This window comes from Kribbella sp. NPDC051770 (genome assembly GCF_040681455.1).
Lineage (GTDB): Bacteria > Actinomycetota > Actinomycetes > Propionibacteriales > Kribbellaceae > Kribbella.
The window spans coordinates 455,330-480,805 of record NZ_JBFAYT010000007.1 but is presented as its reverse complement, the minus strand read 5'-3'; the positions used below and the strand labels follow the sequence as shown (position 1 = coordinate 480,805).

Below are 25,476 nucleotides of genomic sequence, written 5' to 3'. Positions count from 1 at the left end.
TCGTGGACAGCGAGCCGTCGTTGCCCTGGCTCATCGCGTTCAGCATCGTGACGATCTCGTCGCCGAGCACCTCACCGACGATGACGCGGCTGGGGGGTCACAACCGGGCCCGCAGTTCCGGCGCCAGCAAGTTGCTGTGGGCCCCGACCAGGTCGTTGCACAGGGCCCAGATCTGGTCGACGGTCAGCGTCGCCGCGGTGGCCGGATCGGCCATCAGCGCCTGCCGGACGGCCAGCGGGTCCTGCTCCACCGCAGCCTTCACGACCAGCCGGTTCACGTTCACGTACGCCGCGTTGACCGCCGCGCACGCCTCGGGCAGCGCGCCGAGCGCCGTCGGCTGCACGCCCAGGCCGTCGACCAGGCAGGGCACCTCGACCACCGACCCGGCCGGCAGGTTGCTGATCAGCCCCCGGTTCACCACGTTCCCGTACACCGTCCGCGGTACGCCGGTGACGATGCTGTGCACGATCTGCGGCGCGTACTCCATCGTCGCCTCGACCGGCAGCGGCTCGCCCGCCTTGACCGCGTCCCGCGTCCGCTCGTACGCCGCGACGTTCTCCTCCACGATCCGCAGGTACGCGCCGACCGGCAACCGCAACCGCTCGACCTCCGCCGCGTGCGGCAGGTACCAGGGCACGTACTCCGCCGAGTGCTCGCTGGTCTCGGTCGGGTAGTACCCGAGCCGCCGGTACATGTCGACCCGAACCCGGCGCAGCATCTCCGGATCGCGCCGGATCACCTCGTCGAGCGCCGGGTACAGCGACTCCCCGCGGTGCTCGAAGCGCAGGACCCACGACTGGTGGTTGACCCCGCCGGCCAGGTAGTTCACCTCCTCGAGCGGTACGCCGACCAGCGCCGACAGGTCGTGCAGCGTCCAGTGCACCGAGTGGCACAGGCCGACGACGTTGCGGACACCGAGCGCGGACAGGTACCAGACGTTCATCGCCATCGGGTTGGTGTAGTTCAGCAGCCACGCGTCGGGGCAGACCTCGGCAATGTCTGCGGCCAGCCCGCGCAGGACCGGGAAGGTCCGCAGCGCCCGGAACACGCCGCCCACGCCGAGGGTGTCGCCGATGGTCTGCCGTACGCCGTACCGGGCCGGGAGCTCGAAGTCGATCCGGGTGGCCTCGTTCATCCCGACCTGGATCATGTTGATCACGAAGTCGCTGCCCTCCAGCGCGGCCCGGCGGTCCAGGTGCGCGCTGATCGTCGGCCGGGCACCGAGCTCGGTCGCGATCACCGCGGCCGCCGCGGCCGCGGTCCGGAGGCGCTCGGGATCGATGTCGTGCAGGGCGATGTGCAGCTCGCCGAGGTCGCCGAAGCCGAACAGGTCGGCCAGCAGCCCCTGGGTGAACACGACGCTCCCGGCGCCGACGAACGCGATCCGGGTCATGCCGCACGCTCCACGGCCAGGTCCCAGTCGGCCTGCGCCGCCGTACCGCCGGCCGCCCGGGTCGACAGCGAGCCGCACGCCGCGGCGATCGCGAGCGCCCGCTCCCGGCCGGTACGCCGCAGTACGGCGGCCACGAACCCCGCGTCGAAGCTGTCCCCGGCGCCGACCGTGTCGACCGGGTCCACCGCGAGGGCGGGCGCGGTGGACAGCGTGGTGCCGTCGTGGGCCAGCGCACCCTCGGCGCCGTTCTTGACCACGACGAGCGGGCCGCGGCGGGCCAGGATCCCGGCCGCGTCGGCCAGGACGGGGTGCCCGGTCAGCGCGTGCGCCTCGGCCGCGTTGGGGAACAGGTAGTCGGTGACCCGCAGTACCGGATCGAGCAGCACGCGCTCCCACCGGTCGGCCGGATCGTCGTTGGTGTCCAGCGACGTCGTCGCCTTCGCGTTCCGGGCCTCCTTGAACAGCTCGGCCAGCCCGGCGGCCAGTCCGGGCATCAGGTAGAACGACGCCGCGTGCACGTGCCGTACCGAGCGCAGCAACGCACGCGGTACGTCGTTCGAGCTGGTCGCGGCCAGGCAGCCGGACGCGGTGAGGATCGCCCGGTCCGTGCCGGAGGTCAGCACGGTGGTCAGCGGCGTGGGCAGCTCGGGGTCGACGACGAGCGCGGACGTGTCGACGCCACGCTCCTCCAGGGCGGACCGGACGAAGATCCCCGCCGGGTCGTCGCCGATCCGGCCGGCGAAGGCCACCGAGAGCCCGAGCCGGGCGGCGCCGCAGGCCATGATCGCCGCGGATCCGCCCAGGCACAGCGATCCGGTCGGGACGAGACGTTCGCGCTGGCCGAAGACGAGCGGCTGGTTCACCGGTCCGACCACCACATCAGGGTTGGCGTCGCCGAGTACTAGCAGATCAAACATGGTCAACCTTTGAGTCCGGAGGAAGCCAGCGAGCGGATGAACGCCTTCTGGGCCAGCAGGAAACCGAGCAGCACGGGCAGGACCGTGATCACGTTGCCTGCCATCACCGCCGCCCACTGCGTGTGGTGCTGGCCCTGGAAGGTGGTCAGTCCGAGCTGGAGGGTGTAGTTGGTGTCGTGGTTGATCGCGATCAGCGGCCAGGTCAGGTCGTTCCAGGTGCTCAGGAACGTCAGTACGGCGACTGTGCTGAGCGCCGGCCGGGCCAGCGGCAGCACGATCGAGACCAGGATCCGGAGCCGCCCGCAGCCGTCGATCCAGGCCGCCTCCTCCAGCTCGCGGGGCAGCGAGACGAAGAACTGGCGGAACAGGAAGACCGAGAACGGCGTCACCAGCGACGGCACGATCAGCGCGCCGAGGGTGTCGATCAGGCCGAGCTGCTTCATCACCAGGAAGGTCGGGATCATCGTCAGCTGGAACGGGATCACCATCGTGGCCAGCATCAGCCCGAGCAGCACCCGCGACCCGGCGAACCGCATCCGGGCGAAGGCGTAGCCGCCGAGCGAGCCGAGCACCAGGTTCGCGGTCACCGCGACCGTTGACACCAGCAACGAGTTGCCGAACCAGCGCGGGAACAGCGCGTTGCCGAGCACGAACCGGTAGCCGTCCAAATCGATCTGGCTCGGGAACAGCGCGGGCGGGAACCGGTTGATCTCGGCGTTGCTCATCACCGAGCTGACCAGCAGCCACAGCAGCGGCAACGCGAACAGCAGCGCCAGCGGCGCGAGGACGAAGTGCCAGGGACTGAACGGCAGCCGCTTCATCGCTTCACCCGCCGTTGGTAAATCTGCAGCGCGACCCCGAACACCAGCAGCGCGACCGCCAGCGCGTACGCCGCGGCGGCGCTGTAGCCGGCGGTGAAGCTCTTGAACGCCTTCTCCCAGATGAAGTACACGATCACCGTGGTCGAGCCCAGCGGCCCGCCCTTGGTGGTGACGAAGACCAGGTCGAACACCTGCAGCGCGTTGATCGCCTGGAACAGCACCAGGAACACGGTGACCGGCGTCAGCGACGGCAGCACCACGTGCCGCAGTACGCCGGCCCGCCCGGCGCCGTCGATCCGTGCCGCCTCGACCAGCGCGGGCTCGACCCCTTGCAACCCGGCCAGGTAGACGATCACGCAGAAGCCCGTCCCGCTCCACAGCGAGATCGCGACCAGCAGGTACAGGGCTTGCCCCGGATCGCTGAGGAATCCCTGGGCCGGCAGTCCGAGCTGGTGCAGCACCGAGTTCGCCGCGCCGAACTCGGGATCGAGGACGAACGAGAACAGCACCCCCTGCGCCGCGGCCGAGACGACGAACGGGACGAACACCAGCGTCCGGTACAGGCCGATCAGCCGGATCCGGCGATCCAGCAGCAACGCGATCCCCAGCCCGCCGGCCACGCTCAGCGGGACGTATAGCGCGGTGTAGAGCACGGTGTGCCCGACCGCCTCACGAAACAAGGGATCCGCGGCCAGGGTCCGGTAGTTCGCGAGCCCGACCCAGCGGCTCGGCGACACCAGGTCGTTGGCCTGGAAGGACAGCAGCAGCGACCACAGCACCGGGACCACGCTGAGCCCGAGGATGATCAGGACCGATGGACTGACGAACGCCCAGGCCGTCGGCCCCTCGCCCCGGTGACGGCGCTTGTCGGCCGCCGCCCGGGCCCGCGGATCGACCGTGAACGTGCCGACCACACTGGCCATCAGCTGGGCACCGCGAGGACGGCGTTGGTCTGCTCGACGCACTCCTTCAGCGCGTCGGCGGGGGACTTCTTGCCGAGCAGGACCGAGACGGCCGCCGTACCGAGGTGCTCGGAGATCTGCGGGTACGCCGCGATCGTCGGCCGGACCCGCGCGGTCTCCAGGGCGTCGACGAAGACCTGCAACCCGTTGGTCGCGGCCGCGTGCTCCTTCCACTGCGGCAGCGCGGCGGTCGTCGTACTGAGTGGAAGGCTGCCGCCCTCCAGGTCCCAGCGGACGTCCTGCTTCGCGTCGAGCATCCAGCTGACGAACTCGGTGGCGGCCTTCACCCGGGCCGGCCCGTTGTCGAACACGGTCCAGGTGTCCGGGCCGGAGATCGTCACCGGCTTGCCCGAGTACGACGGCAGCGCGACGACGCCGTAGTCGAGCTTGCGGTCCTGGATGTCCGGCAGCTGCCAGGGGCCGGTGGCAACCATTCCCATCCGGCCGGCCAGGAAGACCTGGTAGAGCTGCTCGCCGCCGGGCTTCGGGTCGACGTACAGGGACTTGTCGGTGCGCAGCCGGTCCAGGGTGCCGAGGACCTGCTCGCCGACCTGGTCGAAACCGGCCTTCTTGCCGTCCTGGCTGACCACGTCACCGCCGAGGTCCCAGATCATCGGCCAGAGCCGCCAGACGGTGTCCTCGTCGCCGACGCCCGGCCAGCCGGTGCCGAAGACGCCCTTGCCGGAGTCGGTCAGCTTCGCCGCGGTCTCGACGAAGTCGTCCCAGGTCCAGCCCGCCCGCGGTGCCGGCAGGCCCGCGGCGGCGAAGAGCTTCTTGTTGTAGACCACGCAGAGCGAGTCCAGCAGCGCGGGCGCCGCCCGCACCTTGTCCTTCACGGTCACCGCGGCCTTGGCGGCCGGCCAGACGTCATCGAGCGGGAGCTTCCCGGTCAGGTCGACGACCTGCGGGCTGCGGGTGATGCTGTCCAGGTCCGACCCGAAGATGTACGCGACATCGGGGAAGGACCCGGCCGCCAGGCCCGCGGTGACCTTCTGCAGCATGCTGTCGGCCGTCACGCCGCCACCACCGCCGGTCACGGTGATCCCGGGATGGGTCTGGTTGAACTCGGCGATCAACGCGTCCAGAGCGCGTTTGCCGGTGTCGGTCTGGCCGTGCCAGAGGTCGACGGTGACCGGGCCACCGGAGTCCTCCGAACCGGACTTGCCACAGGCTCCGAGGGTGCCCGCGGCCGCCAGTACGGCGGCCGCGCGCAGGACGTCACGACGAGACGGTGCTGCCATGGTGATCTCCTGAAGGGGTTTTCAGCAGGTACGACGGACGTAGCCGCCGGAGCCCGGCGTGGACACGGCCACGTCGCGGCGAACGATGCTCAGCCGGTCCCGGAACCCGGCGCAGGCGGTGGCCAGGCCTTCGTCGGTGTACTCGACCACCAGCACGTGGTCGCCGAAGGCCTCGGCGTAGCCGGCGCACTCGTCGTACTGGCCGCACTCCTCGGCGACGGCGAAGTCGAGTCCGACCTCCGTGCGGTCACCGGCCAGGTCGAGCGTGTTCTTCTGCGCGATCGCCAGGTTGCGGCTGTGCGCGTGCGTGGCCAGCAGCTTGAGGTAGGACTTGGCCTGCTCGGGCGTGAGCAGGCTCTTCGACCGCTCGTAGCTGTCGTAGTTGTCCGGCTCGACGGCCTGGAACTCCGCGTCCGCGCAGCCGTCGATCCAGCCGTTGACCTTGGCGGCGATCCGCTGCCGCTGCCCTTCGGTGCGCAGGTCGAGCAGCGGCTCGCCCCAGCCCTCGTCGATGACGAGGTCTCCGTTGGCGTCACGCAGCAGCAGATCGTCGTCCCAGTCGTCGCGCTCACCGGGCTGGACCTGGAAGGCGTTGACGTAGCAGACGTTGTAGAGGCCGGCGGCAGGTGGCGCCGTCCGGTCGCGGCTGACCACCTGGACTCCGTCGGGCGGGGTGTAGGGGCCGCCGATCTGGTAGTCGAACCCGGCGGCCGGTGGCGGCAGGGTGACTGCGGCCTCGGCATCCGCCGGGTGGTGCAGCCAGGTGATCGCGGTGAAGGTCGCCGCCGCGGCGGCGACGAGCGCTATCAGGTAGCGCTGAGTGGGGCGGGCAGTGGACACGATTTCTCCATCGGGTCCCGGGGACGCTTTCCCCGCCTCGGGCTCGGTGGCCCTGGCGCCTGACAACCGGGCTCGAGACCTCTACCGGCTGGGTGCGTCGCTGTCACACCGGCATCCGGTGCTTGGTCAGTCAGTAGAGCAACGACGGTCGGCGGCGTCAAGGACCAATTGCAAGAAGTTGCGCGTTAGGGGCCTTTCGGTGCGCTCCCGAACAAGTGAGCTAGACCCTTGACAGCGCGTGTTTTGACCGGTTTAGTGATCGATTAAACCGGTTTAAAAGCTCAATCGGAGGTACGGCGTGGCCAAGGATCGACCGACGATCGCCGATGTGGCGGCGCGCGCCGGGGTGTCCAAGGGGTCGGTCTCGTTCGCGCTGAACGGGCGGCCGGGGCTGGCCCAGGCGACCGTCGACCGGATCCTCGCGGCCGCCGACGAGCTCGGGTGGCGGCCCAGTAACCGGGCCCGCTCGCTGTCGGTCTCGAAGGCGTTCGCCCTCGGTCTCGTGCTCACCCGCGACCCCGCCGTACTGACGTCGGACCCGTTCTTCTCGGCGTTCATCGCCGGTGTCGAGAGCGTGCTCTCCCGCGGCGGCCAGGCGCTGGTGCTGCAGGTCGTCACCGACGGCGAGGACGAGGTCGCCGGGTACCGGCGGCTCGCCCGCGACGGACGCGTGGACGGTGTCTTCCTGTCCGACCTCCGCCACGACGACCCGCGGATCGACCTGCTCAGTGAGCTCGGTCTGCCCGCGGTGACCCTGAACCGCCCGGTCGGCGCGTCGCCGTTCCCGGCGGTCTGTCTGGACGACCGGCCGGGCACGGTCGAGGTCGTCGAGCACCTGCTGCAGCTCGGCCACCGCCGGATCGCCCACGTCGCCGGCCCGCCCACCTTCGTGCACGCCACAGCCCGGGCGGACGCGTTCGTCGCGACGCTGGCCGACGCGGGCCTGGAGCCTGCCGGGCTGGAGATCAGCGACTTCACTGCGGCCGGCGGGATCGAGGCGACCCGCAAGCTGCTCGCCCTCGAGCAGCGTCCGACCGCGATCGTCTACGCCAACGACCGGATGGCGATCGCCGGGCTCGGCGCCGCGCAGCAGGCCGGGCTCACCGTGCCCGACGACCTGAGCATCGCCGGCTTCGACGACAGCGAGCTCGCCGAGTTCGTCCATCCCGGCCTGACCACCGTGCGCGCCGATCCCTACGCCTTCGGCGAGGCCGCCGCGACCACGCTCAACCAACTGATCGACGGGTCCGGGGACGTCGCCGACGTGGAGCTCCCACCGGCACGGCTCGTCGTCCGCCGTTCGACCGCACGTCTGGAGGAGTCATGAAACGCAAGCTGACCGCAACGCTGCTGGCACTGGGCCTGACCGGGGTGGCCGCCGCGTGCGGTGGCGGCGACGGCGGCGGTGATGCCGACGCGGCCGCGCAGGCCCGCGGTGAGATCACCGTCTGGCTGTCCAACAACGCCGAGGAAGTGGCCTGGGGCAAGCAGATGGTGGCCGCCTGGAACGCCGCGCACGCCGACCAGAAGGTGACCGCCCAGGAGATCCCGACCGGGAAGAGCTCCGAGGAGGTGATCGGGGCCGCGATCACCGCCGGCAACGCGCCGTGCCTGATCTTCAACACCTCGCCGGCCTCGGTGTCGCAGTTCCAGAAGCAGGGTGGCCTGGTGGCGCTCGACGGCTTCGACGGCGGCAAGGACTACGTCGAGAGCCGCAGCGGCAAGGTCGCCGAGCAGTACAAGTCGACCGACGGCAAGTACTACCAGCTGCCGTGGAAGGACAACCCCGTGATGATCTTCTACAACAAGAAGGCGTTCGCGAAGGCGGGCATCGACACCGCCAAGCCGCCGCTGGCGACGTACGACGAGTTCCTGGCCACGTCGCGGAAGCTGGTCGCCGCCAAGGCCGCGAAGTACGCGATCTACCCGGCGCCGAGCAACGAGTTCTACCAGTCCTGGTTCGACTTCTACCCGCTGTTCGCGGCCGAGACCGGCGGCAAGCAGCTGATCGCCGACGGCAAGGCGCAGTTCGCCTCCGACGAGGGCAAGAAGGTGGCCGCGTTCTGGCGCACCCTGTACGCCGAGAAGCTGGCCTCGCAGGAGAAGTACACCGGTGACTCGTTCGTCGACGGCACCGCCGCGATGGCGGTGGTCGGGCCGTGGGCGATCGCGACGTACAAGAACAAGGTCGAGTGGGGCGCGGTACCGGTGCCGACCTCGGCCGGTAAGCCCGCGAACGAGATCTACACGTTCAGCGACGCCAAGAACGTCGCGATGTACTCCGCCTGCAAGAACCGCGGGACGGCCTGGGACGTGCTGAAGTTCGCGACCAGCCAGGAGCAGGACGGCAAGTTGCTCGAGGCCACCGGCCAGATGCCGCTGCGCGACAAGGTCGCCACGACGTACCCGGAGTACTTCCAGAAGAACCCGGACTACCAGCAGTTCGCCGACCAGGCCGCGCGCACCGTCGAGGTGCCGAACGTGCCGAACTCGATCACCATCTGGCAGACCTTCCGCGACGCCTACTCCAAGTCCGTGATCTTCGGCCAGGAAGACCCGGGCGCCGCCCTCGACGGCGTGGTCGAGAAGGTCGACCAGCTCGCCAAGCAGTCATGAGCACGCGAACCGGAGTGCTGGGCAAGATCCTCGGCAAGCAACCGATCGGATCGGTGTTCGTCACGCCGTACGTCGTGTTCCTGGCGGCGGTCTTCGCCTACCCGCTCGGGTTCGCGGTCTACATGTCCTTCCACGACTACTTCTTCACCGCGCCCGGCGCGATCGTCGACCGGCCGTTCGTCGGGTTCGAGAACTACGCCACCGTGCTCTCGGACCCGGCGGTCCGGCGGTCCTTCGGCAACGTCGGCATCTTCCTGCTGATCAACGTGCCGCTGACCGTCGTGCTGTCGCTGCTGCTGGCCTACGCGCTGAACGGCGCGATCCGCTGGCGAGGCTTCTTCCGGGTCAGCTACTACGTGCCGTACGTGACCGCGAGCGTCGCCGTGGTCGGTGTCTGGCTGTTCCTGTTCAACTCCAACGGCCTGGTGAACTCCGTGCTCGGGCCGCTCGCACCGGACCCGTCCTGGCTGGTCAACTCGAAGCTGGCGATGCCGACGGTCGCGATCTACGTGACCTGGAAACAGCTCGGGTTCTTCATCCTGCTCTACCTGGCCGCGCTGCAGAACGTCTCCAAGGACCTGTACGAGGCGGCGTCGATGGACGGCGCCGGCCGGTTCAAATCGTTCTGGAACGTGACCGTGCCGGGCGTCCGGCCGGCCACCACGCTCGTCGTACTGCTGGCCACCGTGACCGGGGCGAACCTGTTCACCGAGCCGTACCTGCTGACCGGCGGCGGCGGTCCGGACGGCGCGTCCGCGTCGCCGGTGCTGATCATGTACCAGCGCGGCATCGAGCAGGGAAACCCCGACGTCGGGTCGGCGATCGGCGTACTGCTGGTGGTCGGCGTACTGATCCTGGCGCTGGTCGAACGGCGCTTCGTCGGAAAGGAGGACTGATCGCGTGCGGAGTCCGTGGCGGTTCGCCGCCCTGCTGATCGGGGCCTTCGTCTTCCTGTTCCCCTTCTACTACATGCTGATCGGCAGCCTGCAGTCCGAGCCCGACCCCAGCGTCGGTGGCGCGTTCCCGGACCCGGGCAACCTGACCGGGCACAACTACGTCGAGATCAACAAGGCGATCGACCTCGGCCGGTCGCTGCTGAACTCGGGGATCTTCACCGGCGGCGTCATCCTCGGCACGCTCCTGTTCGGCGTACTCGCGGGGTACGCGCTGGCCCGGCTGCAGTTCCGTGGCCGGGGCGCCGTGTTCAGCCTGGTCCTGCTGGTGCAGGTGATCCCGTTCCAGCTGCTGACCATCCCGCTGTACGTGATGATCGTGCGCAGCTACGGGCTGGCCGACAACTACCTCGGGATGATCCTGCCGTTCGCGATCAACTCGACCGCGGTGTTCGTCTTCCGGCAGTACTTCCTGCAGCTGCCGCAGGAGCTGTTCGACGCGGCCCGGATCGACGGCGCCGGCGAGCTCGCCATCCTGTGGCGGATCGCGGTCCCGCTGGTCAAGCCGGCGCTGCTGACCGGCGTACTGCTGACGTTCATCGGGCCGTGGAACGAGTTCCTGTGGCCGTTCCTGATCACCAAGCAGCAGGACCTGCAGCCGCTCGCGGTCTCGCTGTCCAACTACCTGACCACCGTGTCGGCGCGGGCCGCGAACCCGTTCGGCGCCGTGCTCGCCGGGGCCTGCGTCCTGGCCGCACCGGCGGTCGCGCTGTTCGTCGTCTTCCAGCGCCGCTTCATCTCCTCCAGCCTCGAGTCCGGGGTCAAGGGCTGATCTTCTTTGAAAGGTTTGTGACTGTGACTGTTCCGTACACACTGACGCGGGTCGGTGTCGTGATGACGCCCGAGCCCGGCAACGAGCTGGAGTCCGAGGGCGTGCTGAACCCCGCCACCGGGCACACCCCGGACGGGACGCTGTACCTGCTGCCGCGACTAGTGGCTCCTGGCAACGTTTCCCGGGTCGGCCTGGCGCGCGTCGTCCTGGACGACGGCGTTCCGTCCGGTGTCGAGCGCGAGGGCGTCGTACTGGCGCCCGACGAGGGCTGGGAGCGCGGGCTGAACAACGCCGGCGTCGAGGACCCGCGGGTGACCTGGATCCCGTCGCTGGGCAAGCACGTGATGACGTACGTCGCGTACGGGCCGCTCGGGCCGAAGCCGGCGCTCGCGGTGTCGGACGACCTGCGGACCTGGACGCGGTTGGGGCCGCTGCACTTCGAGTACCAGGCTTCGCTGGACACGGATCTGAATCTCTTTCCGAACAAGGACACGGTGTTCTTCCCCGAGCCGGTGCCCGGGCCGGACGGCGAACCGTCGTACGCGATGCTGCACCGGCCGATGTGGGACCTCGGCTGGTTCCGCGAGGGCGAGGGCGTGCACCTGCCCGCGGGCGTGACCGACGACCGGCCGGGGATCTGGGTGTCGTTCGTCCCGGTCGCCGAGGTCGAGCGCGGGCTGGAGAACCTGGTGCACCTGCGCCACCACCGGCTGGTCGCGATGTCGGAGCACCCGTTCGAGGAGCTCAAGATCGGCGCCGGGCCGGCGCCGCTGCGGGTGCCGGAGGGCTGGCTGGTGATCCACCACGGCGTGACGGGGGAGCAGCCGAAGGGCTTCGACCCGACGACGCAGAAGGTCAGCTACGCGGCCGGAGCGCTGCTGCTGTCGTTCGACGACGTGACGAAGGTTCTGGATCGTACGGCGGAGCCGATTCTCGTACCGGAGACCGAAGAGGAGCGGATCGGGACCGTCGGCAACGTCGTCTTCCCGACCGCGATCGAGGAGGTCGACGGGGTGCACTACGTGTTCTACGGCATGGCCGACGCGAAGATCGGCGTGGCGCGGCTGGACCGGTTGTCATGACGGTCACCCGGCGAGCGGTCCTGGGAGGATCGCTCGCCCTGGCTGCGGGGTTGCCCACGGCAACCGCCACGGCTGCTTCGGCCGCCGGCACACCTGCACTCGAGGCCGCCACACCTTCCAAGTATCAGCGCGCCAACCTCGCCCACCTCGACTATCTGGGTGACGTGGTGACACCTCCCACTGTGGTTGGCCACTCCACCTACGGCCCCGGCCCACTCGGCGTCCTCTGGACGTACGCCGACCGCCGTCCCGACGGCACCTACGCCCGCATCGGCGGCGGCCCGTACGACCCCGCCACCAACACCTACGGCCAGGGCGCCTTCAACACCGACGACATCGCCCGCGCGGCAGTCGTCTACCTGCGCCACTACCGAGCCCACCGCGACGCGCACAGCCGCTCAGCGGCGTACGGGCTGCTGCGCGGCCTCACCTACCTGCAGACGACCAGCGGCGCCAACGCCGGCAACGTGGTCCTCTGGATGCAGCCGGACGGCACCCTCAACCCCAGCGCCGAGCCGGTCGAGCTCCCGGACCCGTCCGACAGCGGGCCGTCGTACTGGCTGGCTCGGACGGTGTGGGCGCTGGGAGAGGGCTACGAGGTCTTCCGTACGGTCGATCCCGCGTTCGCCCGCTTCCTGCGGACGCGACTGGAGCTGGCCCTCGACGCGCTGGACCGCCAGGTCCTGGTCCACTACGGCTCCTGGAACATCGTCGACGGCAGACGGGTCCCGGCCTGGCTCGTCGTCGCCGGCGCCGACGCCACCTCCGAGGCAGTGCTCGGCCTGAGCGCCTACGTCCGCTCCGGCGGCTCCGCACGCGCCAAACAGGCTCTGGCTCGCTTCGCCGAAGCCATCGCCGCCATGAGCGCCGGCGGTGTCCGCGAGTGGCCGTTCCGCGCCCTGCTCCCGTGGGGCGAGTCCATCTCCGACTGGCACGCCTGGGGCGCCCAGATGCCGTCTGCCCTCGCTGTCGCCTCGACCGCTCTCCACGATCGCCGCCTGCTGGCACCGGCACTGGGCGACACCGCAGGCTTCACCCCGCTGCTGCTCACCGCCGGCGGCCCCGACAACGGCTGGCTCCCGGCGCCCATCGACCGCACCCAGATCGCGTACGGCGTCGACGCGCGCCTGCAGGGCCTCCTGTCCGTGGCCACGGCTGCTGATCGCCCCGGGCTCCGACAGCTCGCCGCATTCGTCGCCGCCTGGTACTTCGGCGCCAACCGCGCGGGCGAGGCTGTCTACGACGCGACCACCGGCCGTACGTACGACGGCATCTCCGCCGAAGGCGTGATCAACCGCAACTCCGGCGCCGAGTCGACGATCCACGGCCTGCTCTCGATGCTCGCCCTGGACGCCGATCCCACGCTGGCCGCTCGAGCCCAAGCCCTGGCGGCAAGACCCACCACCACAGGCCTCCAGGTCGTCGAAGCCGAATCCGCCCAACTCTCCTCCGGTGCGGCTGTCGTCACCCCACCTTCCGCGTGGACCGGCGAATCCCAATGGAGCAACGGCTCCTACCTCACCCTCCCGCCGGGCGCCCGGGCCGCCTGGACCATCCCGGCCGCTCTCGATGCCCGTCTGGTCCTCCCGATCGTCGACCTCGTCCCCGACCGCTCAGCCGGCAAGACCAAGTGGTCCACCGGCAGCACGATCAACCACGGCTCCGGCGGCCCCCAAGGAGCCTCCGCCGCCCCCGGCGCGCTGCTCCCGGTCTCGGCCGGCACCCTCCCCGCAGCCACCACCACCCTCACCGCAACCTCCACCGGCACCAACGTCCGCATCGACGCCCTCCTGCTGCTCCCACTGATCAGCCGCCTTCAACTGGGCACCAACGAGCTCCTCGTCAGCGTCGATCGCCATCCCCGTTCGGTCCCCGTCGCCCACCGGGGGACCTCCTACTCCTACACGTCCTCCGGCCGACTCCATTCCCGTCGGCCGGCCATCACTCGAGCGGAGGTCCTCCCCGGCGGCTTCACCGTCGTACTGAGCTGAGCGCCTCCAGCCCGGCCCGCCCCAGCAGCAACCAGGCGGATCTGCCCTGACGCCATCACGCCTCTCGGAAGGCGTCGGCAAGGTGCACCTGGTCGCCGTGGTCAACCGCACCTCCTACGCCTGCTCGTAGTACCCAGGCCTGGCCATCAGAACGGATTCGAAGTACTTGCCGTCGGCATCGTCCAGGCCCTCGGGGATCGTCGGGCGCCAGAGGGCGAGGAGGAGATCGGGCGCGATGAACGAGTGCCCGTTCTCCTTCTCAACGGTCCAGGTCTTGCGGCTCAGAGCTTCGACGAGCTCCGAGGCAGCGGTCTGGAAGATGTCCAGACCGTCGTAGGTCACCGTGACAACCGGCTCGGTCGGGCGCCCGATCTCGACGGCGCTCACCCGGTCGTCCGGACCGAAGTCAGCTCTGAGGAACAGCCCGTTCGAGTCGGACACCCCCCATTCCGGTCTTTCACCAGCAGCCCGGCAGAGCACTTCCGGTTCACCGAACTGCCTCATGACCGCGATGACCTCGTCGCCCGTCATGTCGAGATGGAGCGGCCCGGCCGACAACGGCGGATTCAGTTCGATGATCACCCACTCATCATCTCCGTTCGTCCGGTGGTGCTGGTGAAGTGTGTCCAGTCACCCGCTTGCGGCGGGCGCCGGACTTGTTGCTCCGGAGCCAGCAGGACTTTCGCCCAGCTCACTCACTTGGAGGTGGTGTGGAGATCACCTGCCTGAGATGTGGGTAGTCCGCACCGAGATATGGGCAGTCCGCGCCGATGCGCGATCCACCTCCGGTGCGATCCAATAGAACTGCTGGTGGAGCGCCCGGGGGCGGTCGCTCCACCGGCCCACCCCGAGCGGTCCCGGGCCACACGCGACCTGGGACCGCTCCCCGGGGGTCCGCTTCACACTTCCTCTGCACCGCTGAAGCACCCCCGGGTCTCTTACTTACGTCGAGCCGCGCTGCCCACCGCTGCGCGGTCAGCAATCTCGGCCGCTCTGCCTCCCGGTCAGCCCAGCTCCAGCGCCGTGCAAACCCAACGCCCCCGCCGGACCTCCAGCCGCAGCGCCATCGCCCGCGACCGCCCACCCGTCCGCAAATGCGCGGCGATCTCAGCGACCCCGTTCTCCGGCCGGCACACATGCACCGACCGCACAGCGCTTCGCTCCTTCGCCGCCCGCTTCCCCGCGGTCGTCGTCAACCCGAGCAGCCGCACCCGCCGATGCACATCGAAGTACACGGCAGTGTCCGTCCACCGAAGCAGCTGGCTCACCGGCCGATCCCCGCCGATCGTCTCCGCGATCGCCTGCACCAACCGCGTGGCCCACTCCCGAACCTCCGGCAGCCCGCGCACCTCCGGCGCCCCCGCCCCGCCCGGCACCAACCGCAGTACCGGCCGAGCCGGCGGCACCTCGTCCGCCTCGTACCGCAACGCCAACGCCCCCTGCGTCGGCACCACCTCAACCGGCTTCCGCACCCCGGTCGCCCCCATCGGGTACGTCCGAGCACCGTCCTTGTCGCCCCGCTCCTTCCCGGCCTCGTCAGCAGCAGAAGGAACAGCGGTCAGCATGCGTCGAGTGGTCATCTCACTTCTCCTGAGGATTCTGCGACACGGAACGATCGAACGAGGCCGGCGTCTGCAGCACCTGACCAGGACGAAGCACATCGGGATCGGCCCCGATCACCGCACGGTTCGCGGCGTACCACTCCGGCCAGCGAGCGGCGATCGCCTCATCCGAAGCCCCCGCTCCCAACTCAGCCGCGGCGATCGACCACAGCGATTCCCCCCGAACCACCACATGGCGCCCACTCGCGAGATCCGTGTACCGAACCGGAGCCCCATCCGTCGGCCGATCCGGCACCCGCACCCTCGGCTCCCGGGTGTCGGAACCTGCAGGCTCCGCACCCAAGGACCCCGCGGGCTCACTGGTTCGTACGGTCTCACCCAGCCGAACCGTCGACGCCCTCTCCACCGCCCGCCAGTCACCCGTCTCGCCGACAGCCACCGTCGAAGCCGGCTCCGTCGCCCGCCAAGCAGCCCCCGAGCTCACCGGCTGCTGCCCCGGATGCGCCGGCGAGGCATGCGCCACCCCGATCGTCAGCGGCGTCACCGCCGCCACCCCCAGCGCCGACCGCAGCAGCGTCCGCGACCCCTGCGACGTGATCCGCCCACCAACCGCGGCCCCGACCCGCCCGACCGCCCCCGGCACCTGCTCGAGCACCGTCGCCAGCACCGCGAGCAGCAACCACCCGTACGCCGTCCAAGCGACCGCGGCCACCGTCACGAACGCCATCGAGATCAGGTCCCGCGTCGAGGCAGCGCTCATCGCGCCCGCGGTCACCCAGCGCAGAGCGAACCCCAGACCAGCCAGTGCACCCAGCGCGATCAGCGCCTTCAGTCCCCGGATCATCCCGTTCCCCTGCTCTCGCTCTCGATCTATGAGTTTGCGTTAGTTTGCCTCGGCTTGACCAATATAGCTCGCCGCCAGCCCGGTTTGGCAAGTCGAAAGTCGGCGCTCGGATCACGGAACGTGGCTTTCGAGCACGGAGAGTGCCGACGAGCAGGCGAGCGGGGTAGGTTCAATGCATGCGCCTGGATGCCCTCTTCGAAGACCTCGAGTCCCAGTTCGAGGCGTTGCAGGACGGCGACCTCTACGGCGAGGTCGCCGAACGGATCCGCGCCGAGGTCGGCAAGATCACCCTGCTCGACCGCCTCCGAGGCGCAGTCGGCACGACCGTCCGCGTCGAGCTCACCCACGCCGACGCCGTCCAGGGTGAACTGACCCGGGTAGGCAAGGACTGCCTCCTCCTGGAAGCCGACCGCTTCGAGGAGTGGCTCATCCCCGCGGAGGCCCTCACGTCCATCCACGGCCTCGGTCCGTGGGCCGAACCAGCCGAAGGCGCAGTAGCCGCCAAGCTCGGCCTGGCCCATCTCCTCCGCGGCGTCGCCCGGGACCGCTCCCCGGTCACCCTCTACTGCGCCGGCCCGAACCGCAACCCGCTCACCGGCACCATCGACCGAGTAGGCGCCGACTTCTTCGAGCTCGCCGAGCATCCCCTCGACGCTCCCCGCCGCCGCACGGAGGTCTACAACACCCGCCTGGTCCCCACCCAGGCGCTGTCAGCTCTACGCCGCCGCTGACCAGCCACCAGTACGCCGTACGCCGCAAGCCGCTCGTCGACGCCTCGGTCTCGTGCGCCGCACGGTCCGTCCGCCGCCCGCCTGCAACGCGGCCGTCGCCGCGGCTCTCACCCGTCCGGCGACCTACTGGTGCAACTCCTCCGACTGCTCGGCCTCTTCGCCGAACGGATGCGTGGTGATGAACTGCCGCGTCTCCGTGTACAGCCGCTCGATGTACTTCTCCAGCTCGGTCGCCTCGACCCGCCACTGGCCGCGCCCACCGATCTTCACCGCGGGAATGTCCCCCCGCCGGACCAGCGCGTACACCTGATTGGCCGAGATGTTCAGCACCTCGGCGACGTCGGAGAGCTGGAGGAAGCGCGGTGCCGGCATGACGCCCTTTCCGTGGTCGACGGGGTGCTGGAACTGCAACTTCCTGCAATCCCGGTTCCTTCAGTTTGCCACGGTTGACCGCCGAACGATTGAGTTTGTCCACAGCCGGCGACACCGTCACGACGCTGTGGACAACCGAACGCACGCAGCGTGACCGACTTGGCAGAATGGGCGGCTCCGGAGCGCGACCGACAAGTGACAGGAAAGAGTCAACGTGGTGCAGAGTCCAGTTCGCAGCGGCTTCGCGGTGCCGTCGGCCCCGCCGCAGCGCAACCGCCGAGCCCGCTGGCGGGACGGCCGCCTCGTCCTCGGCGTCCTCCTCGTCGCCGTCACCGCTCTCGCCGGCGCGAAGCTCCTGTCCTCGGCCGATGACACCACCACTATCTGGGCCGCCGACCGAGACCTCCCCGCAGGCACCAAGCTCACCTCCGAAGACCTGACCACGGTCCGGGTCCGCTTCACCAGCAACAACGCCGCCAGCCAGTACGTCGCGGCCGACGCCGACCTCCAGGGCCTGGTCATGGTCCGCGCCGTCAAGGCCGGCGAGTTCGTCCCCCGCCAAGCAGCAGTAACCCAAACCGACAACGACCGCACCGAGCTCCCCCTGGCCATCGCCACCGGCCGCCTCCCTTCCGACACCACCGCCGGCGACCAGGTGGACATCTGGGTCGTCCCCAAAGACCAAACCCAGCCTGCCCGCAAACTCTGGGAAACAGTCCGAGTAAGCCAAATCGACGCCGCCAAAGGCGTCTCCGGCGGCTCAGCCCGCCGCCAGGTCCTGATCACCCTCGACCCCACCGACCTCCCCAAACTCCCCACCGCCCTGGCCGCCATGTCCTCCGGCGAACCGGTCCTCGTCCGCCGAGGCCGCTGATGAGCGCGCCCACGACAGCACCTGCATCCCGCCCGACACCAACGCCGTACGAGGCAACTGCAGCTTGGCGACCAACTCCGCAACCGCCGGCACCGCCAGAGGCTCGTACGCCGAACGCGATGACGTGCGCTCCACCTAGCCGGTCAACGGCACCCGGCGCCACGCTGGCGGGCGGCGAGCCCGCCGATCCGCTGCCGGCGCCGGCCCTCCTCGGCGCGACCGTCGGATGGCGGCGGCCCTCGCACGCGCCGACACGACCGGGGCCTCGCACGCCGATTGCCCTCTCCGGCCAACCAACCACACGACCAGCCGGTTCGCGTACGGCGCTGGCGAGTGCTCCACCTACCCGCTCCACCGGATCCGGTCCGTCGGCGGTGGACGTCGGGCCAGGCGATCCGCTGCCCGCACCGACACGGCTCGGGGCGCCCACGGGTTGGCGGCGGACTCCGTACACGCCGACAGAGCCAGAGGCTCGTACACCGAGCGCGCTGACGGGTGCTCCACTCACCTGGTCAACCGCACCCGGCGCAGCGCTGGCGCCGGTTGCTGCGGTTGGTGCTTGGCGCCCGGAACTGAAGGCGTCGGCGGAGTCTGGTGGCTGGTGGTGCGAGGTTGTGGCCCGCTCGCGGGCGAGTGCTCCTCCCGTGCAGGTCAGCTGGATGAGCGCCGCGTCGATTGATCGGCGTATCGCGCGGAGCCTGGCTGGTGCTGGTGCTGGTGCTGGTGCTGGTGCTGGTGCTAGCTCAGCTGCGGGTGCTGGTGCTCGCCGGAAGCCGGGGCAGGCTACGGGCGCCTTCGGCGGCTACGTCTGTGAGCCGGGCGAGGATGCGAGTGCGATGGCTGGCGCGGGTGCTCCTGCCAGCGCCGGTGTCGGGCTCGTTGGGTGGGGTTGCTGATGGCCGTTCCGGTGTTGTTGGCCGTGACAGGAGCGCCCTGGGAGGCGGAGGTTGTTCGGCGGGCTGAGCGGGCGCCGGGGATTCGGGTGGTGCGGCGGTGTGTGGACATCGCCGATGTGATGGCTGCTGCCGGAAGTGGGCAGGCTCGGGCGGTGGTGCTGGCGGAGGATCTGCCGCGGTTGACGGCTGATGCAGTGGCGGCGTTGCATGCGCGGCGGATCGTCGTACTGGCTTTGGTGGATCCGTCGGACAACGGTGAGCCGAGTGGGGCCGAGGATCGGCTGGCGCGGATGGGGATTGAGCGGATCCTGCCGGCTGATGTGAGCGGGGAGGATCTGGGGCGGGCGATCACGGACGCTGTGGATTCGGGGCCGCCGACGACCGTCTCGCACTTCGCGGGTGGGTTCGTGCCGGTGCAGCCGGGGACGGCTCCGCCGGAGCGGCATTACGACCCGTCGGGGAAGGGACGGCTGCTCGCGGTCTGGGGGCCGACGGGGGCGCCTGGGCGGAGTACGGTCGCGGTCGGGTTGGCGAGTGAGTTGGCGGCCCGACAGATCCCGACGTTGCTGGCCGACGCGGATGTGTACGGCGGGGCGGTGGCGCAGATGCTGGGGATTCTCGACGAGACCTCCGGGCTGGCCGCGGCGGCGCGGTCGGCGGGGAGCGGGGCGCTGGATGTCGAGCTGCTGGCCCGGCATGCGCGTGGGGTTGCGGACTATCTGCTGGTGCTGACGGGGTTGAGCCGCGCCGACCGGTGGACAGAGCTGCGGCCGGCGGCCTTGGAGTCGGTGTGGGCGACAGCGCGGCAGTTGGCGCCGTGCACGGTGGTCGACGTCGGGTTCTGCATCGAGAGCGACGAGGAGATCTCGTTCGACACGCTCGCCCCGCGGCGAAACGGAGCGACGCTCGCGACGCTGGAGGAGGCCGACGAGGTGCTCGTCGTCGGTACGGCGGACCCGGTGGGGCTCACGCGGTTGATCCGGGCGCTGCACGAGCTGAGGGCGATGGTGCCGTCGGTGACGACGCGGGTGGTAGTCAACCGAGTGCGCTCAGGGTCGCTCGGGAGCTCGCCGGTGGACGCGGCCGCGGAGGCGCTGCACCGCTACGCCGGGGTGGAGGTGGCGGCGGTGCTGCCGCTGGACCTGGCGGCGACGGATGCGGCGCTCACGCACGGGCGGAGCCTGATCGAGACAGGCAAGTCGAGCAAGCTGAGAAAGGCGCTGCAGCAGCTCGCGGCGGGGGTGGAGAAGGAGCACATGTCGACGTAGGCGCCAGAACAAGCAGCAAGTGAACTGGCGTCCCCGAGCGCTGGGTGGGGTGCTGGCGATGGGTGCCGCGTGGACCCGGCGCGATCTGCTCGACGGCGCGGTGGTCGGCGTCTTGCCGGAGCCGCCCTTGGGAGCGATCCCCAGAGCGTCAACCGGCAGCCGGTGCTGCTGTCGGAGCGGGATTCGAGGGCCCGAACGGCGAGTTCGACTGGGCTACGCAACGCTCGGCCGAGTGGACTGGCTCGCTGATCACGCTCGGCCGTGGCGGCCGTGGCGGTCGTGGCGCGGGTGGTGTCGGGTGCCCGGTGGGTGCGGCGGGCGGTGCGTGTGGGCTCGGGCGGTGGAGCTGGAGGCGGGGGCCTCGGTCAAGGGAGCTCCGGGTGGTGGGGCCCGGGCTGCGGCTTGTGGGTGGGGTGGGCTGCTGGCGTGCGTGGGCGGTTCGGCGGAGTGGGTGGTGCGGGTGCCCGATGGTGGGGCGGGCTGTGCGAGTGCCCGCGTAGTGGAGCTGGGGGCGGGTCAAGGGCGCTCCGGGTGGTTGGGCTGGGGCTTGTGTGGGTGGGGTGGGTTGCTGGTGTGCGTGGGCGGTTCGGCGTACGGCGGAGCAGGTGGTGCGGGTGCTCGGTGGTGCGGCGGGCTGTGCGCGTGGCCCGCGTGGTGGAGCAGGAGGCGGGGCAAAGGAGCTCCGGGTGGTGGGCCAGGGCTGCGGCTGTGTGGGTGGGATCGGCTGCTGGCGTGCGTGAGTGAAGCGGCGTATGAGCGGGCGGTGCCGCGTGCCGCGTGCCGCGCCGGGAGCGGGCGGCTCGGCGTGTCAGGGGCCGTGTGGTGCGGCGTGCAGGGAGCGTTGGCGCGGCGTCGCAGGCAGCTGACGGCCCGGCGTACCGGAGGAAAGCAGGGGGACTCAGGGTCGATTGAGGTGTTTTCGGGGGTTAAACCCCACCGACACCGGGGTGGGGGTGTGTCAGGGTGAGGGGGTCAGCAGGGGAGTAGCAAGGAGTTGGGATGTCCGAGGTGCAAGGGCGGGCTGGGCGGGAGATGACGCCTGAGCGGCGGTTCGGGATTGCTATCTCGGTGGCGTTGATCCTGGGTGGTGCGTACTGGGCGCTGACGAACCTGACCGAGGAGGCGAAGGCCACGCAGGGCAACTTCCCGGTGCAGGGGAACTCGCTGACGGTGGTCAGCAAGTCGTCGGACGTCGAGGTGGTGGCGGGGGACGTCTCGGAGATCAAGGTCGACCGGAAGTTCAAGAAGACCGTGTTCGGGAGCGATCCGGACGAGAGTTACCAGAACGGGAAGCTTGAGCTGAAGGCGAGCGGGTGCAGCTTCCTGTCGTTCGGGTGTGGGACGGACTACGTGATCACGGTGCCGAAGGAGCTCGCGGTGTCGGTCGAGAACACCAGCGGGACGATCAAGGTGTCGGATGTCGCCGAGGTCGGGAAGCTGAAGACGACGTCGGGGGACATCGAGGTGCACGGCGCCGGTGGGGAGCTGACGCTGGATGCGACGTCGGGGGACATCGAGGCGAGCGGGCTGACGGCGACCAAGGTGTTCGGCAAGACGACGTCGGGGAAGATCGATCTCGGGTTCACGGTGGCGCCGCAGGAGGTGCGGGCGCAGGGGACGTCGGGGGACGTGACGGTCGTGGTGCCGGAGGGGGCGGAGGCTTACAAGGTCGACACCGATACGTCGTCGGGGGACGAGCACACCGAGGTGCGGACGGATCCGGTCGCTACGCGGACGATCACGGCGAAGACCTCCTCGGGGGATGTGTCGGTCGAGTACGACCGTTGAGTTGTACGGCGGGGTGCCGGGCTGAGGTGGCGGCGGGTAGGTAGGCGTGGGCTGGGGTGGTCTGCGGCGCTGGAACAGCAGGTGAGTTGTCGGCGGACCTGTACGGCGGGGCGGTTGCCGCGCTGGGGAACCAGTCGGGTGGACCGCCTGCGGGGGTGTTGATCTGTACGGCGGGGTGCCGGGCTGAGGTGGTGGGATAGCGCCGGGTAGGTGGGCGTGGGGCTGGGGTGGCCTGCGGCGCTGAAAGAGGAACAGGTCGCGTAAGGCGGTCGCGGTGCGGTTGCCCGCTGGAGCTGGCAGGGCGGCCCGCTGCCTGCGAGGGCTGACCTGTGGTGGTCGGCCTGGATCCGGGCGTGAGTAGGCTTGCGCGCATGTCTGACGACAAGGTGTTGCGGGGGCTGCTGGTTGACTGGGGTGGGGTGCTGACGTCCGGGTTGGACGTGGCGCTCGGGCGGTGGGCCGAGTTGGACAATCTGGATTTCGAGGCGTACTTCAAGGCGATCGTGGCCTGGCTGGACGTCGATCCGGCCGAGGCGGAGCTGAATCCTGTGCACGCGCTGGAGCGTGGGCAGATCGCGGTGCCGGACTTCGAGCGGAAGCTGGCGGCGCTGCTCACCCAGCGCGACGGCCGGCCGTTGCAGGCCGAAGGGCTGATCGAGCGGATGTTCGCGCACTTCGAGCACGAGCCGCGGATGACGGCGCTGGTGCGGCGGGTCAAGGGGCACGGGATCAGGACCGCGCTGCTGTCCAACTCGTGGGGGAACACCTACCCGATCGAGACCTGGGACGGGATGTTCGACGACCTGGTGATCTCGGGTGAGGTCGGGCTGCGCAAGCCGGAGCCGGAGATCTACCTGCTGGCGGCCGAGCGGGTCGGGCTGCCGCCGGCGGAGTGCGTGTTCGTGGACGACCTGGAGCTGAACGTCGAGGCTGCCCGGAAGCTCGGGATGACCGCGATCCACCACACGGCGTACGACGAGACCAAGCGCGAGCTGGAAACCCTGTTCGGAGTCGACCTCACGTGACGACCACCACCACCGAGCCGCGCCGTACCGACACCCGCTGGATCGTCGCCGCCGTGCTCGGCGCCGCCGCGTTCGTTGCCCTCGGCGCCTGGGCGTACGGGCTGTTCGACGGCATGATCGACCTGCGCGTCTACCGGATGGGCGGCTCGGTCCTGCTCGACCGCGCCTCCCTGTACGACGCGCAGCTGCCGGGTTCCGGCCTGCCGTTCACCTACCCGCCGTTCGCGGCGATCGCGATGGTCCCGCTGGCGGCCGTCCCGTGGGGCGTCGCGCTGGTGGTGTGGACGACGATCTCCGTGCTCTGCATCGCCGCGATCTGGCGCGCCGCGCTGCCGGCGACCTTGCCGTACCTCACCAACACGCGCATCACCCTGATCGCCCTCACCCTGGCGTCGCTGCTGCTCGAGCCCGTCTGGCAGACCATCCAGTTCGGCCAGATCAACCTGTTGCTCACAGCAATGATCCTGCTCGACCTGATCAGGTCCCAGGACGCCAAGTGGCGCGGCTTCTGGGTCGGTGTCACGATCGGCGTCAAGCTCACCCCGCTGCCGTTCCTCGCGTTCCTGCTGATCACCAAGCAGTGGCGCGCCCTGCGCAACGCAGTCCTCGGTCTGCTCGCGACGATGGCGATCGGTTTCGCCATCGTCCCGAACCAGTCCTGGGAGTACTGGACCGTCGTGGTCCGCAACGCCAACCGCGTCGGCGGTCTGGCCTACACCGCGAACCAGTCGTTCATGGGCTTCCTCAGCCGCCTCGGCGACGACGCCGGCTGGATCCAGCCGGTCTGGTTCGTGCTGTCCGCGGTCTTCGGCCTCGCGGTCCTCTGGCTCGCCCGCCGCTACTGGCTGGCCGACGAGCGCGTCACCGCGATCTCGGTGATGGCGCTCGCGGTCCTGTACGCGTCGCCGGTGTCGTGGAGCCACCACTGGGTCTGGATCATCCCGCTCGGCATCAGCCTGATCAGGGCGGTCGACCGCCGCTGGGGCCGCAACCCCGCGATCGTCACGACCGTCGTCTGGTACGGGCTGTTCGTGCTCAGGTCGATCTGGTGGGTCCCGTACCGCGACGACCGTGAGCTGAGCTGGTCGTTGTGGCAGTCGATCCCCGGCAACTCGCACCTGATCCTGGGGATGGTCGCCTTCGTCCTCCTCGCCGTGCTGTCCGGCCCCGCGGCGAAGGACCGGACAGCCAAGGCTCAGGACGAGAACAGCAGCAGCAACCCGCCCGCGGTGTAGCCGACCATCACGACCAGCAGCGGCACCTGGCCGGCCAGCGCCTTGTGCCGCGGGAACAGCGCGACCGCGCGGTCGTGCGCCGAGACGACGCCGAGCAGGTGACCGCAGACCACCGCGAGCACCTGCACGACCGAGATCGCGGTGCTGTGGTTGGTGATGCCGGTGTTCACCGCGAGCAGCCCGGTGCCGAACACATTGGCGCCGTTGCTGAGCGGGTCGCTCAGGTAGATCAGCGTGCGCTGCCCCTCGAGGATGAACAGCGTCAGGTAGTGCGCGACGACGTACCCGAACGCGATCGGCACCACCGAGTGCGCGAACAGCCCCGGCAGCGACGACCGCGAGCCGTTGTCCGACAGCCGCCCGGCCAGCAGCGTCGCACCGGAGTACGTGACCAGCACGAACAGGATGAACGCGATCAGCATCCCGGTACCGAGCAGGGTCATCGAGTAGCCGGAGTTCTGCGCCCAGCCGATCCAGGCCGAGGAGTTCGAGAAGCCGTCGTACGCCGTACTGCCGAGCAGCGCCGCGACCAGCCCGACCAGACCCGGCTGGACCTTGAGCCCGTCCAGGTTCTCCAGCGGGCGGCGGAACACGATGGCGCCGTCGTCGCGCCGGCCCCACGGCGACAGCCGCGACATCAGCGTCGCGTACGCCTCGAACGGGTCCCCGGCGGCGAACCAGCGGTCGCCGAACAGGATCGCGCCGAACAGCGTGATCACGACGTACAGGGCCATCCAGGCCTGCAGCACCGGGAGCGTCGCGCGGTCGGGAGCGACCAGTTCGAGCCAGGTGAACGCGAGGATGCCGAGCGCGGCCGGCCAGAGCCCGACCCACTTCGGCAGCTCGACCACGCCCCGCGAGGCGGGCTGGCGGAGGAGCTTCGACAGCAGCAGGTGGACGGTGCGCAGCGGGTTCAGCGTGCGCCAGACCGGGCCGAGCAGCAGCGAGATCGGGACCAGCCCGACCCAGACCAGGATGTAGACGAACCCGAAGATCGGGTTCGTCAGCCGGTCCACACCGAACAGCAGCGAGAACATGGCGTACAGGAAGATCGCCAGCCCGATCAGGCGGACGATCCAGCGGAACCACGACGAGTCGACGGCCCGGGTCACCCCGATCGGCAGCGCCCGGCCGGACGCGTTGCCGCGGTACTTCGACGTCCGCCAGGCCAGGCCCAGTACGACGAACGACAGCGCGATCGCGACCGCGGCTCCGCCGACGGCCAGCCCGAACGGGACAGGCAGGTCCTGCCGGCCGCCGATCCCGTGGAGCGGCAGCAGAAGAGACGTCATC

23 protein-coding genes are annotated in these 25,476 nt (G+C 70.0%); 12 read left to right on the top strand and 11 right to left on the bottom strand.

Features of this window, described 5'->3' with window-relative positions; translation table 11 throughout:
* Positions 1 to 97 precede the first annotated feature (97 nt).
* The 6 genes from AB0M01_RS25130 to AB0M01_RS25105 are packed head-to-tail and all read right to left on the bottom strand — an operon-like array spanning position 98 to position 6,174.
* Positions 98 to 1,393 (bottom strand): alpha-glucosidase/alpha-galactosidase, encoded by a 1,296-nt coding sequence (locus AB0M01_RS25130; RefSeq protein ID WP_363673476.1) that lies wholly within the window; start codon positions 1,391 to 1,393, stop codon positions 98 to 100.
* Positions 1,390 to 2,310, bottom strand: a complete 921-nt coding sequence (locus AB0M01_RS25125) for a carbohydrate kinase family protein (RefSeq protein ID WP_363673474.1) — start codon at positions 2,308 to 2,310, stop codon at positions 1,390 to 1,392. The genes AB0M01_RS25130 and AB0M01_RS25125 overlap by 4 nt, the downstream gene beginning before the upstream one ends.
* A gap of 2 nt (positions 2,311 to 2,312) precedes the next feature.
* Positions 2,313 to 3,131 (bottom strand): carbohydrate ABC transporter permease, encoded by an 819-nt coding sequence (locus AB0M01_RS25120; RefSeq protein WP_363673472.1) that lies wholly within the window; start codon positions 3,129 to 3,131, stop codon positions 2,313 to 2,315.
* The gene (locus AB0M01_RS25115) at positions 3,128 to 4,054 is read right to left on the bottom strand and encodes a sugar ABC transporter permease (protein WP_363673470.1); all 927 of its coding nucleotides are present in this window, start codon (positions 4,052 to 4,054) and stop codon (positions 3,128 to 3,130) included. The genes AB0M01_RS25120 and AB0M01_RS25115 overlap by 4 nt, the downstream gene beginning before the upstream one ends.
* Positions 4,054 to 5,334, bottom strand: a complete 1,281-nt coding sequence (locus tag AB0M01_RS25110) for an ABC transporter substrate-binding protein (RefSeq protein WP_363673468.1) — start codon at positions 5,332 to 5,334, stop codon at positions 4,054 to 4,056. Before AB0M01_RS25110 ends, AB0M01_RS25115 begins: the two co-directional genes overlap by 1 nt.
* Positions 5,335 to 5,355: 21 nt before the next feature.
* Positions 5,356 to 6,174 (bottom strand): endo alpha-1,4 polygalactosaminidase, encoded by an 819-nt coding sequence (locus tag AB0M01_RS25105; protein WP_363673466.1) that lies wholly within the window; start codon positions 6,172 to 6,174, stop codon positions 5,356 to 5,358.
* A 298-nt stretch (positions 6,175 to 6,472) separates the two neighbouring features.
* Here AB0M01_RS25105 and AB0M01_RS25100 point away from each other — a divergent pair, with 298 nt between their 5' ends.
* The 6 genes from AB0M01_RS25100 to AB0M01_RS25075 all read left to right on the top strand — a co-directional run bounded on the left by AB0M01_RS25100 (position 6,473) and on the right by AB0M01_RS25075 (position 13,588).
* The gene (locus AB0M01_RS25100) at positions 6,473 to 7,501 is read left to right on the top strand and encodes a LacI family DNA-binding transcriptional regulator (RefSeq protein ID WP_363673464.1); all 1,029 of its coding nucleotides are present in this window, start codon (positions 6,473 to 6,475) and stop codon (positions 7,499 to 7,501) included.
* Positions 7,498 to 8,790, top strand: a complete 1,293-nt coding sequence (locus tag AB0M01_RS25095; protein ID WP_363673462.1) for an extracellular solute-binding protein — start codon at positions 7,498 to 7,500, stop codon at positions 8,788 to 8,790. Before AB0M01_RS25100 ends, AB0M01_RS25095 begins: the two co-directional genes overlap by 4 nt.
* Positions 8,787 to 9,686 (top strand): sugar ABC transporter permease, encoded by a 900-nt coding sequence (locus AB0M01_RS25090; protein ID WP_363673460.1) that lies wholly within the window; start codon positions 8,787 to 8,789, stop codon positions 9,684 to 9,686. The genes AB0M01_RS25095 and AB0M01_RS25090 overlap by 4 nt, the downstream gene beginning before the upstream one ends.
* A gap of 4 nt (positions 9,687 to 9,690) precedes the next feature.
* Positions 9,691 to 10,515, top strand: coding sequence for a carbohydrate ABC transporter permease (locus tag AB0M01_RS25085; protein ID WP_363673458.1), 825 nt, complete (start codon positions 9,691 to 9,693; stop codon positions 10,513 to 10,515).
* A gap of 23 nt (positions 10,516 to 10,538) precedes the next feature.
* Positions 10,539 to 11,597, top strand: a complete 1,059-nt coding sequence (locus AB0M01_RS25080; protein ID WP_363673456.1) for a glycosidase — start codon at positions 10,539 to 10,541, stop codon at positions 11,595 to 11,597.
* A gap of 167 nt (positions 11,598 to 11,764) precedes the next feature.
* The gene (locus AB0M01_RS25075; RefSeq protein ID WP_363673454.1) at positions 11,765 to 13,588 is read left to right on the top strand and encodes a hypothetical protein; all 1,824 of its coding nucleotides are present in this window, start codon (positions 11,765 to 11,767) and stop codon (positions 13,586 to 13,588) included.
* A gap of 114 nt (positions 13,589 to 13,702) precedes the next feature.
* On the opposite strand, the gene AB0M01_RS25070 is transcribed toward AB0M01_RS25075, so the two are convergent.
* The 3 genes from AB0M01_RS25070 to AB0M01_RS25060 all read right to left on the bottom strand — a co-directional run bounded on the left by AB0M01_RS25070 (position 13,703) and on the right by AB0M01_RS25060 (position 15,994).
* Entirely contained in the window at positions 13,703 to 14,170 is a 468-nt protein-coding gene (locus AB0M01_RS25070) for a hypothetical protein (RefSeq protein WP_363673452.1), read from the bottom strand.
* A gap of 422 nt (positions 14,171 to 14,592) precedes the next feature.
* Positions 14,593 to 15,168, bottom strand: a complete 576-nt coding sequence (locus tag AB0M01_RS25065; protein WP_363673450.1) for an Rv3235 family protein — start codon at positions 15,166 to 15,168, stop codon at positions 14,593 to 14,595.
* 1 nt (position 15,169) lies between these two features.
* Complete coding sequence (locus tag AB0M01_RS25060; RefSeq protein WP_363673448.1) at positions 15,170 to 15,994, bottom strand: LysM domain-containing protein; 825 nt, start codon at positions 15,992 to 15,994, stop codon at positions 15,170 to 15,172.
* A 176-nt stretch (positions 15,995 to 16,170) separates the two neighbouring features.
* Between AB0M01_RS25060 and AB0M01_RS25055 the strand changes: the two genes are divergently transcribed.
* Positions 16,171 to 16,725, top strand: coding sequence for a hypothetical protein (locus AB0M01_RS25055; protein WP_363673446.1), 555 nt, complete (start codon positions 16,171 to 16,173; stop codon positions 16,723 to 16,725).
* A 123-nt stretch (positions 16,726 to 16,848) separates the two neighbouring features.
* On the opposite strand, the gene AB0M01_RS25050 is transcribed toward AB0M01_RS25055, so the two are convergent.
* Positions 16,849 to 17,097, bottom strand: coding sequence for a helix-turn-helix domain-containing protein (locus AB0M01_RS25050; RefSeq protein ID WP_363673444.1), 249 nt, complete (start codon positions 17,095 to 17,097; stop codon positions 16,849 to 16,851).
* 217 nt (positions 17,098 to 17,314) lie between these two features.
* Between AB0M01_RS25050 and AB0M01_RS25045 the strand changes: the two genes are divergently transcribed.
* The 5 genes from AB0M01_RS25045 to AB0M01_RS25025 all read left to right on the top strand — a co-directional run bounded on the left by AB0M01_RS25045 (position 17,315) and on the right by AB0M01_RS25025 (position 24,183).
* Complete coding sequence (locus tag AB0M01_RS25045; protein ID WP_363673442.1) at positions 17,315 to 17,971, top strand: SAF domain-containing protein; 657 nt, start codon at positions 17,315 to 17,317, stop codon at positions 17,969 to 17,971.
* 895 nt (positions 17,972 to 18,866) lie between these two features.
* Positions 18,867 to 20,135 carry a hypothetical protein gene (locus AB0M01_RS25040; RefSeq protein ID WP_363673440.1) on the top strand — a complete coding sequence of 423 codons (1,269 nt, stop codon included), beginning with the start codon at positions 18,867 to 18,869 and terminating at the stop codon, positions 20,133 to 20,135.
* 999 nt (positions 20,136 to 21,134) lie between these two features.
* The gene (locus AB0M01_RS25035) at positions 21,135 to 21,923 is read left to right on the top strand and encodes a DUF4097 family beta strand repeat-containing protein (RefSeq protein ID WP_363673438.1); all 789 of its coding nucleotides are present in this window, start codon (positions 21,135 to 21,137) and stop codon (positions 21,921 to 21,923) included.
* Between the two features lie 371 nt (positions 21,924 to 22,294).
* The gene (locus AB0M01_RS25030; protein ID WP_363673436.1) at positions 22,295 to 22,948 is read left to right on the top strand and encodes an HAD family phosphatase; all 654 of its coding nucleotides are present in this window, start codon (positions 22,295 to 22,297) and stop codon (positions 22,946 to 22,948) included.
* Positions 22,945 to 24,183, top strand: a complete 1,239-nt coding sequence (locus AB0M01_RS25025; RefSeq protein ID WP_363673434.1) for a glycosyltransferase 87 family protein — start codon at positions 22,945 to 22,947, stop codon at positions 24,181 to 24,183. Before AB0M01_RS25030 ends, AB0M01_RS25025 begins: the two co-directional genes overlap by 4 nt.
* Here the strand turns inward: AB0M01_RS25025 and AB0M01_RS25020 are convergent.
* On the bottom strand, positions 24,144 to 25,475 hold the full coding sequence (locus tag AB0M01_RS25020; RefSeq protein WP_363673432.1) for a hypothetical protein: 1,332 nt from the start codon (positions 25,473 to 25,475) through the stop codon (positions 24,144 to 24,146). The two genes, AB0M01_RS25025 and AB0M01_RS25020, sit on opposite strands and share 40 nt — an antisense overlap.
* Between the last annotated feature and the right edge of the window lies 1 nt (position 25,476).

Bases quoted from the DNA above. Each gene is read 5' to 3' on its own strand.
- AB0M01_RS25130 (WP_363673476.1), bottom strand. From the start codon at position 1,393: ATGACCCGGATCGCGTTCGTCGGCGCCGGGAGCGTCGTGTTCACCCAG.
- AB0M01_RS25125 (WP_363673474.1), bottom strand. From the start codon at position 2,310: ATGTTTGATCTGCTAGTACTCGGCGACGCCAACCCTGATGTGGTGGTC.
- AB0M01_RS25120 (WP_363673472.1), bottom strand. From the start codon at position 3,131: ATGAAGCGGCTGCCGTTCAGTCCCTGGCACTTCGTCCTCGCGCCGCTG.
- AB0M01_RS25115 (WP_363673470.1), bottom strand. From the start codon at position 4,054: ATGGCCAGTGTGGTCGGCACGTTCACGGTCGATCCGCGGGCCCGGGCG.
- AB0M01_RS25110 (WP_363673468.1), bottom strand. From the start codon at position 5,334: ATGGCAGCACCGTCTCGTCGTGACGTCCTGCGCGCGGCCGCCGTACTG.
- AB0M01_RS25095 (WP_363673462.1), top strand. From the start codon at position 7,498: ATGAAACGCAAGCTGACCGCAACGCTGCTGGCACTGGGCCTGACCGGG.
- AB0M01_RS25090 (WP_363673460.1), top strand. From the start codon at position 8,787: ATGAGCACGCGAACCGGAGTGCTGGGCAAGATCCTCGGCAAGCAACCG.
- AB0M01_RS25065 (WP_363673450.1), bottom strand. From the start codon at position 15,168: ATGACCACTCGACGCATGCTGACCGCTGTTCCTTCTGCTGCTGACGAG.
- AB0M01_RS25060 (WP_363673448.1), bottom strand. From the start codon at position 15,994: ATGATCCGGGGACTGAAGGCGCTGATCGCGCTGGGTGCACTGGCTGGT.
- AB0M01_RS25055 (WP_363673446.1), top strand. From the start codon at position 16,171: ATGCGCCTGGATGCCCTCTTCGAAGACCTCGAGTCCCAGTTCGAGGCG.
- AB0M01_RS25050 (WP_363673444.1), bottom strand. From the start codon at position 17,097: ATGCCGGCACCGCGCTTCCTCCAGCTCTCCGACGTCGCCGAGGTGCTG.
- AB0M01_RS25040 (WP_363673440.1), top strand. From the start codon at position 18,867: ATGGCCGTTCCGGTGTTGTTGGCCGTGACAGGAGCGCCCTGGGAGGCG.
- AB0M01_RS25035 (WP_363673438.1), top strand. From the start codon at position 21,135: ATGTCCGAGGTGCAAGGGCGGGCTGGGCGGGAGATGACGCCTGAGCGG.
- AB0M01_RS25030 (WP_363673436.1), top strand. From the start codon at position 22,295: ATGTCTGACGACAAGGTGTTGCGGGGGCTGCTGGTTGACTGGGGTGGG.
- AB0M01_RS25020 (WP_363673432.1), bottom strand. From the start codon at position 25,475: ATGACGTCTCTTCTGCTGCCGCTCCACGGGATCGGCGGCCGGCAGGAC.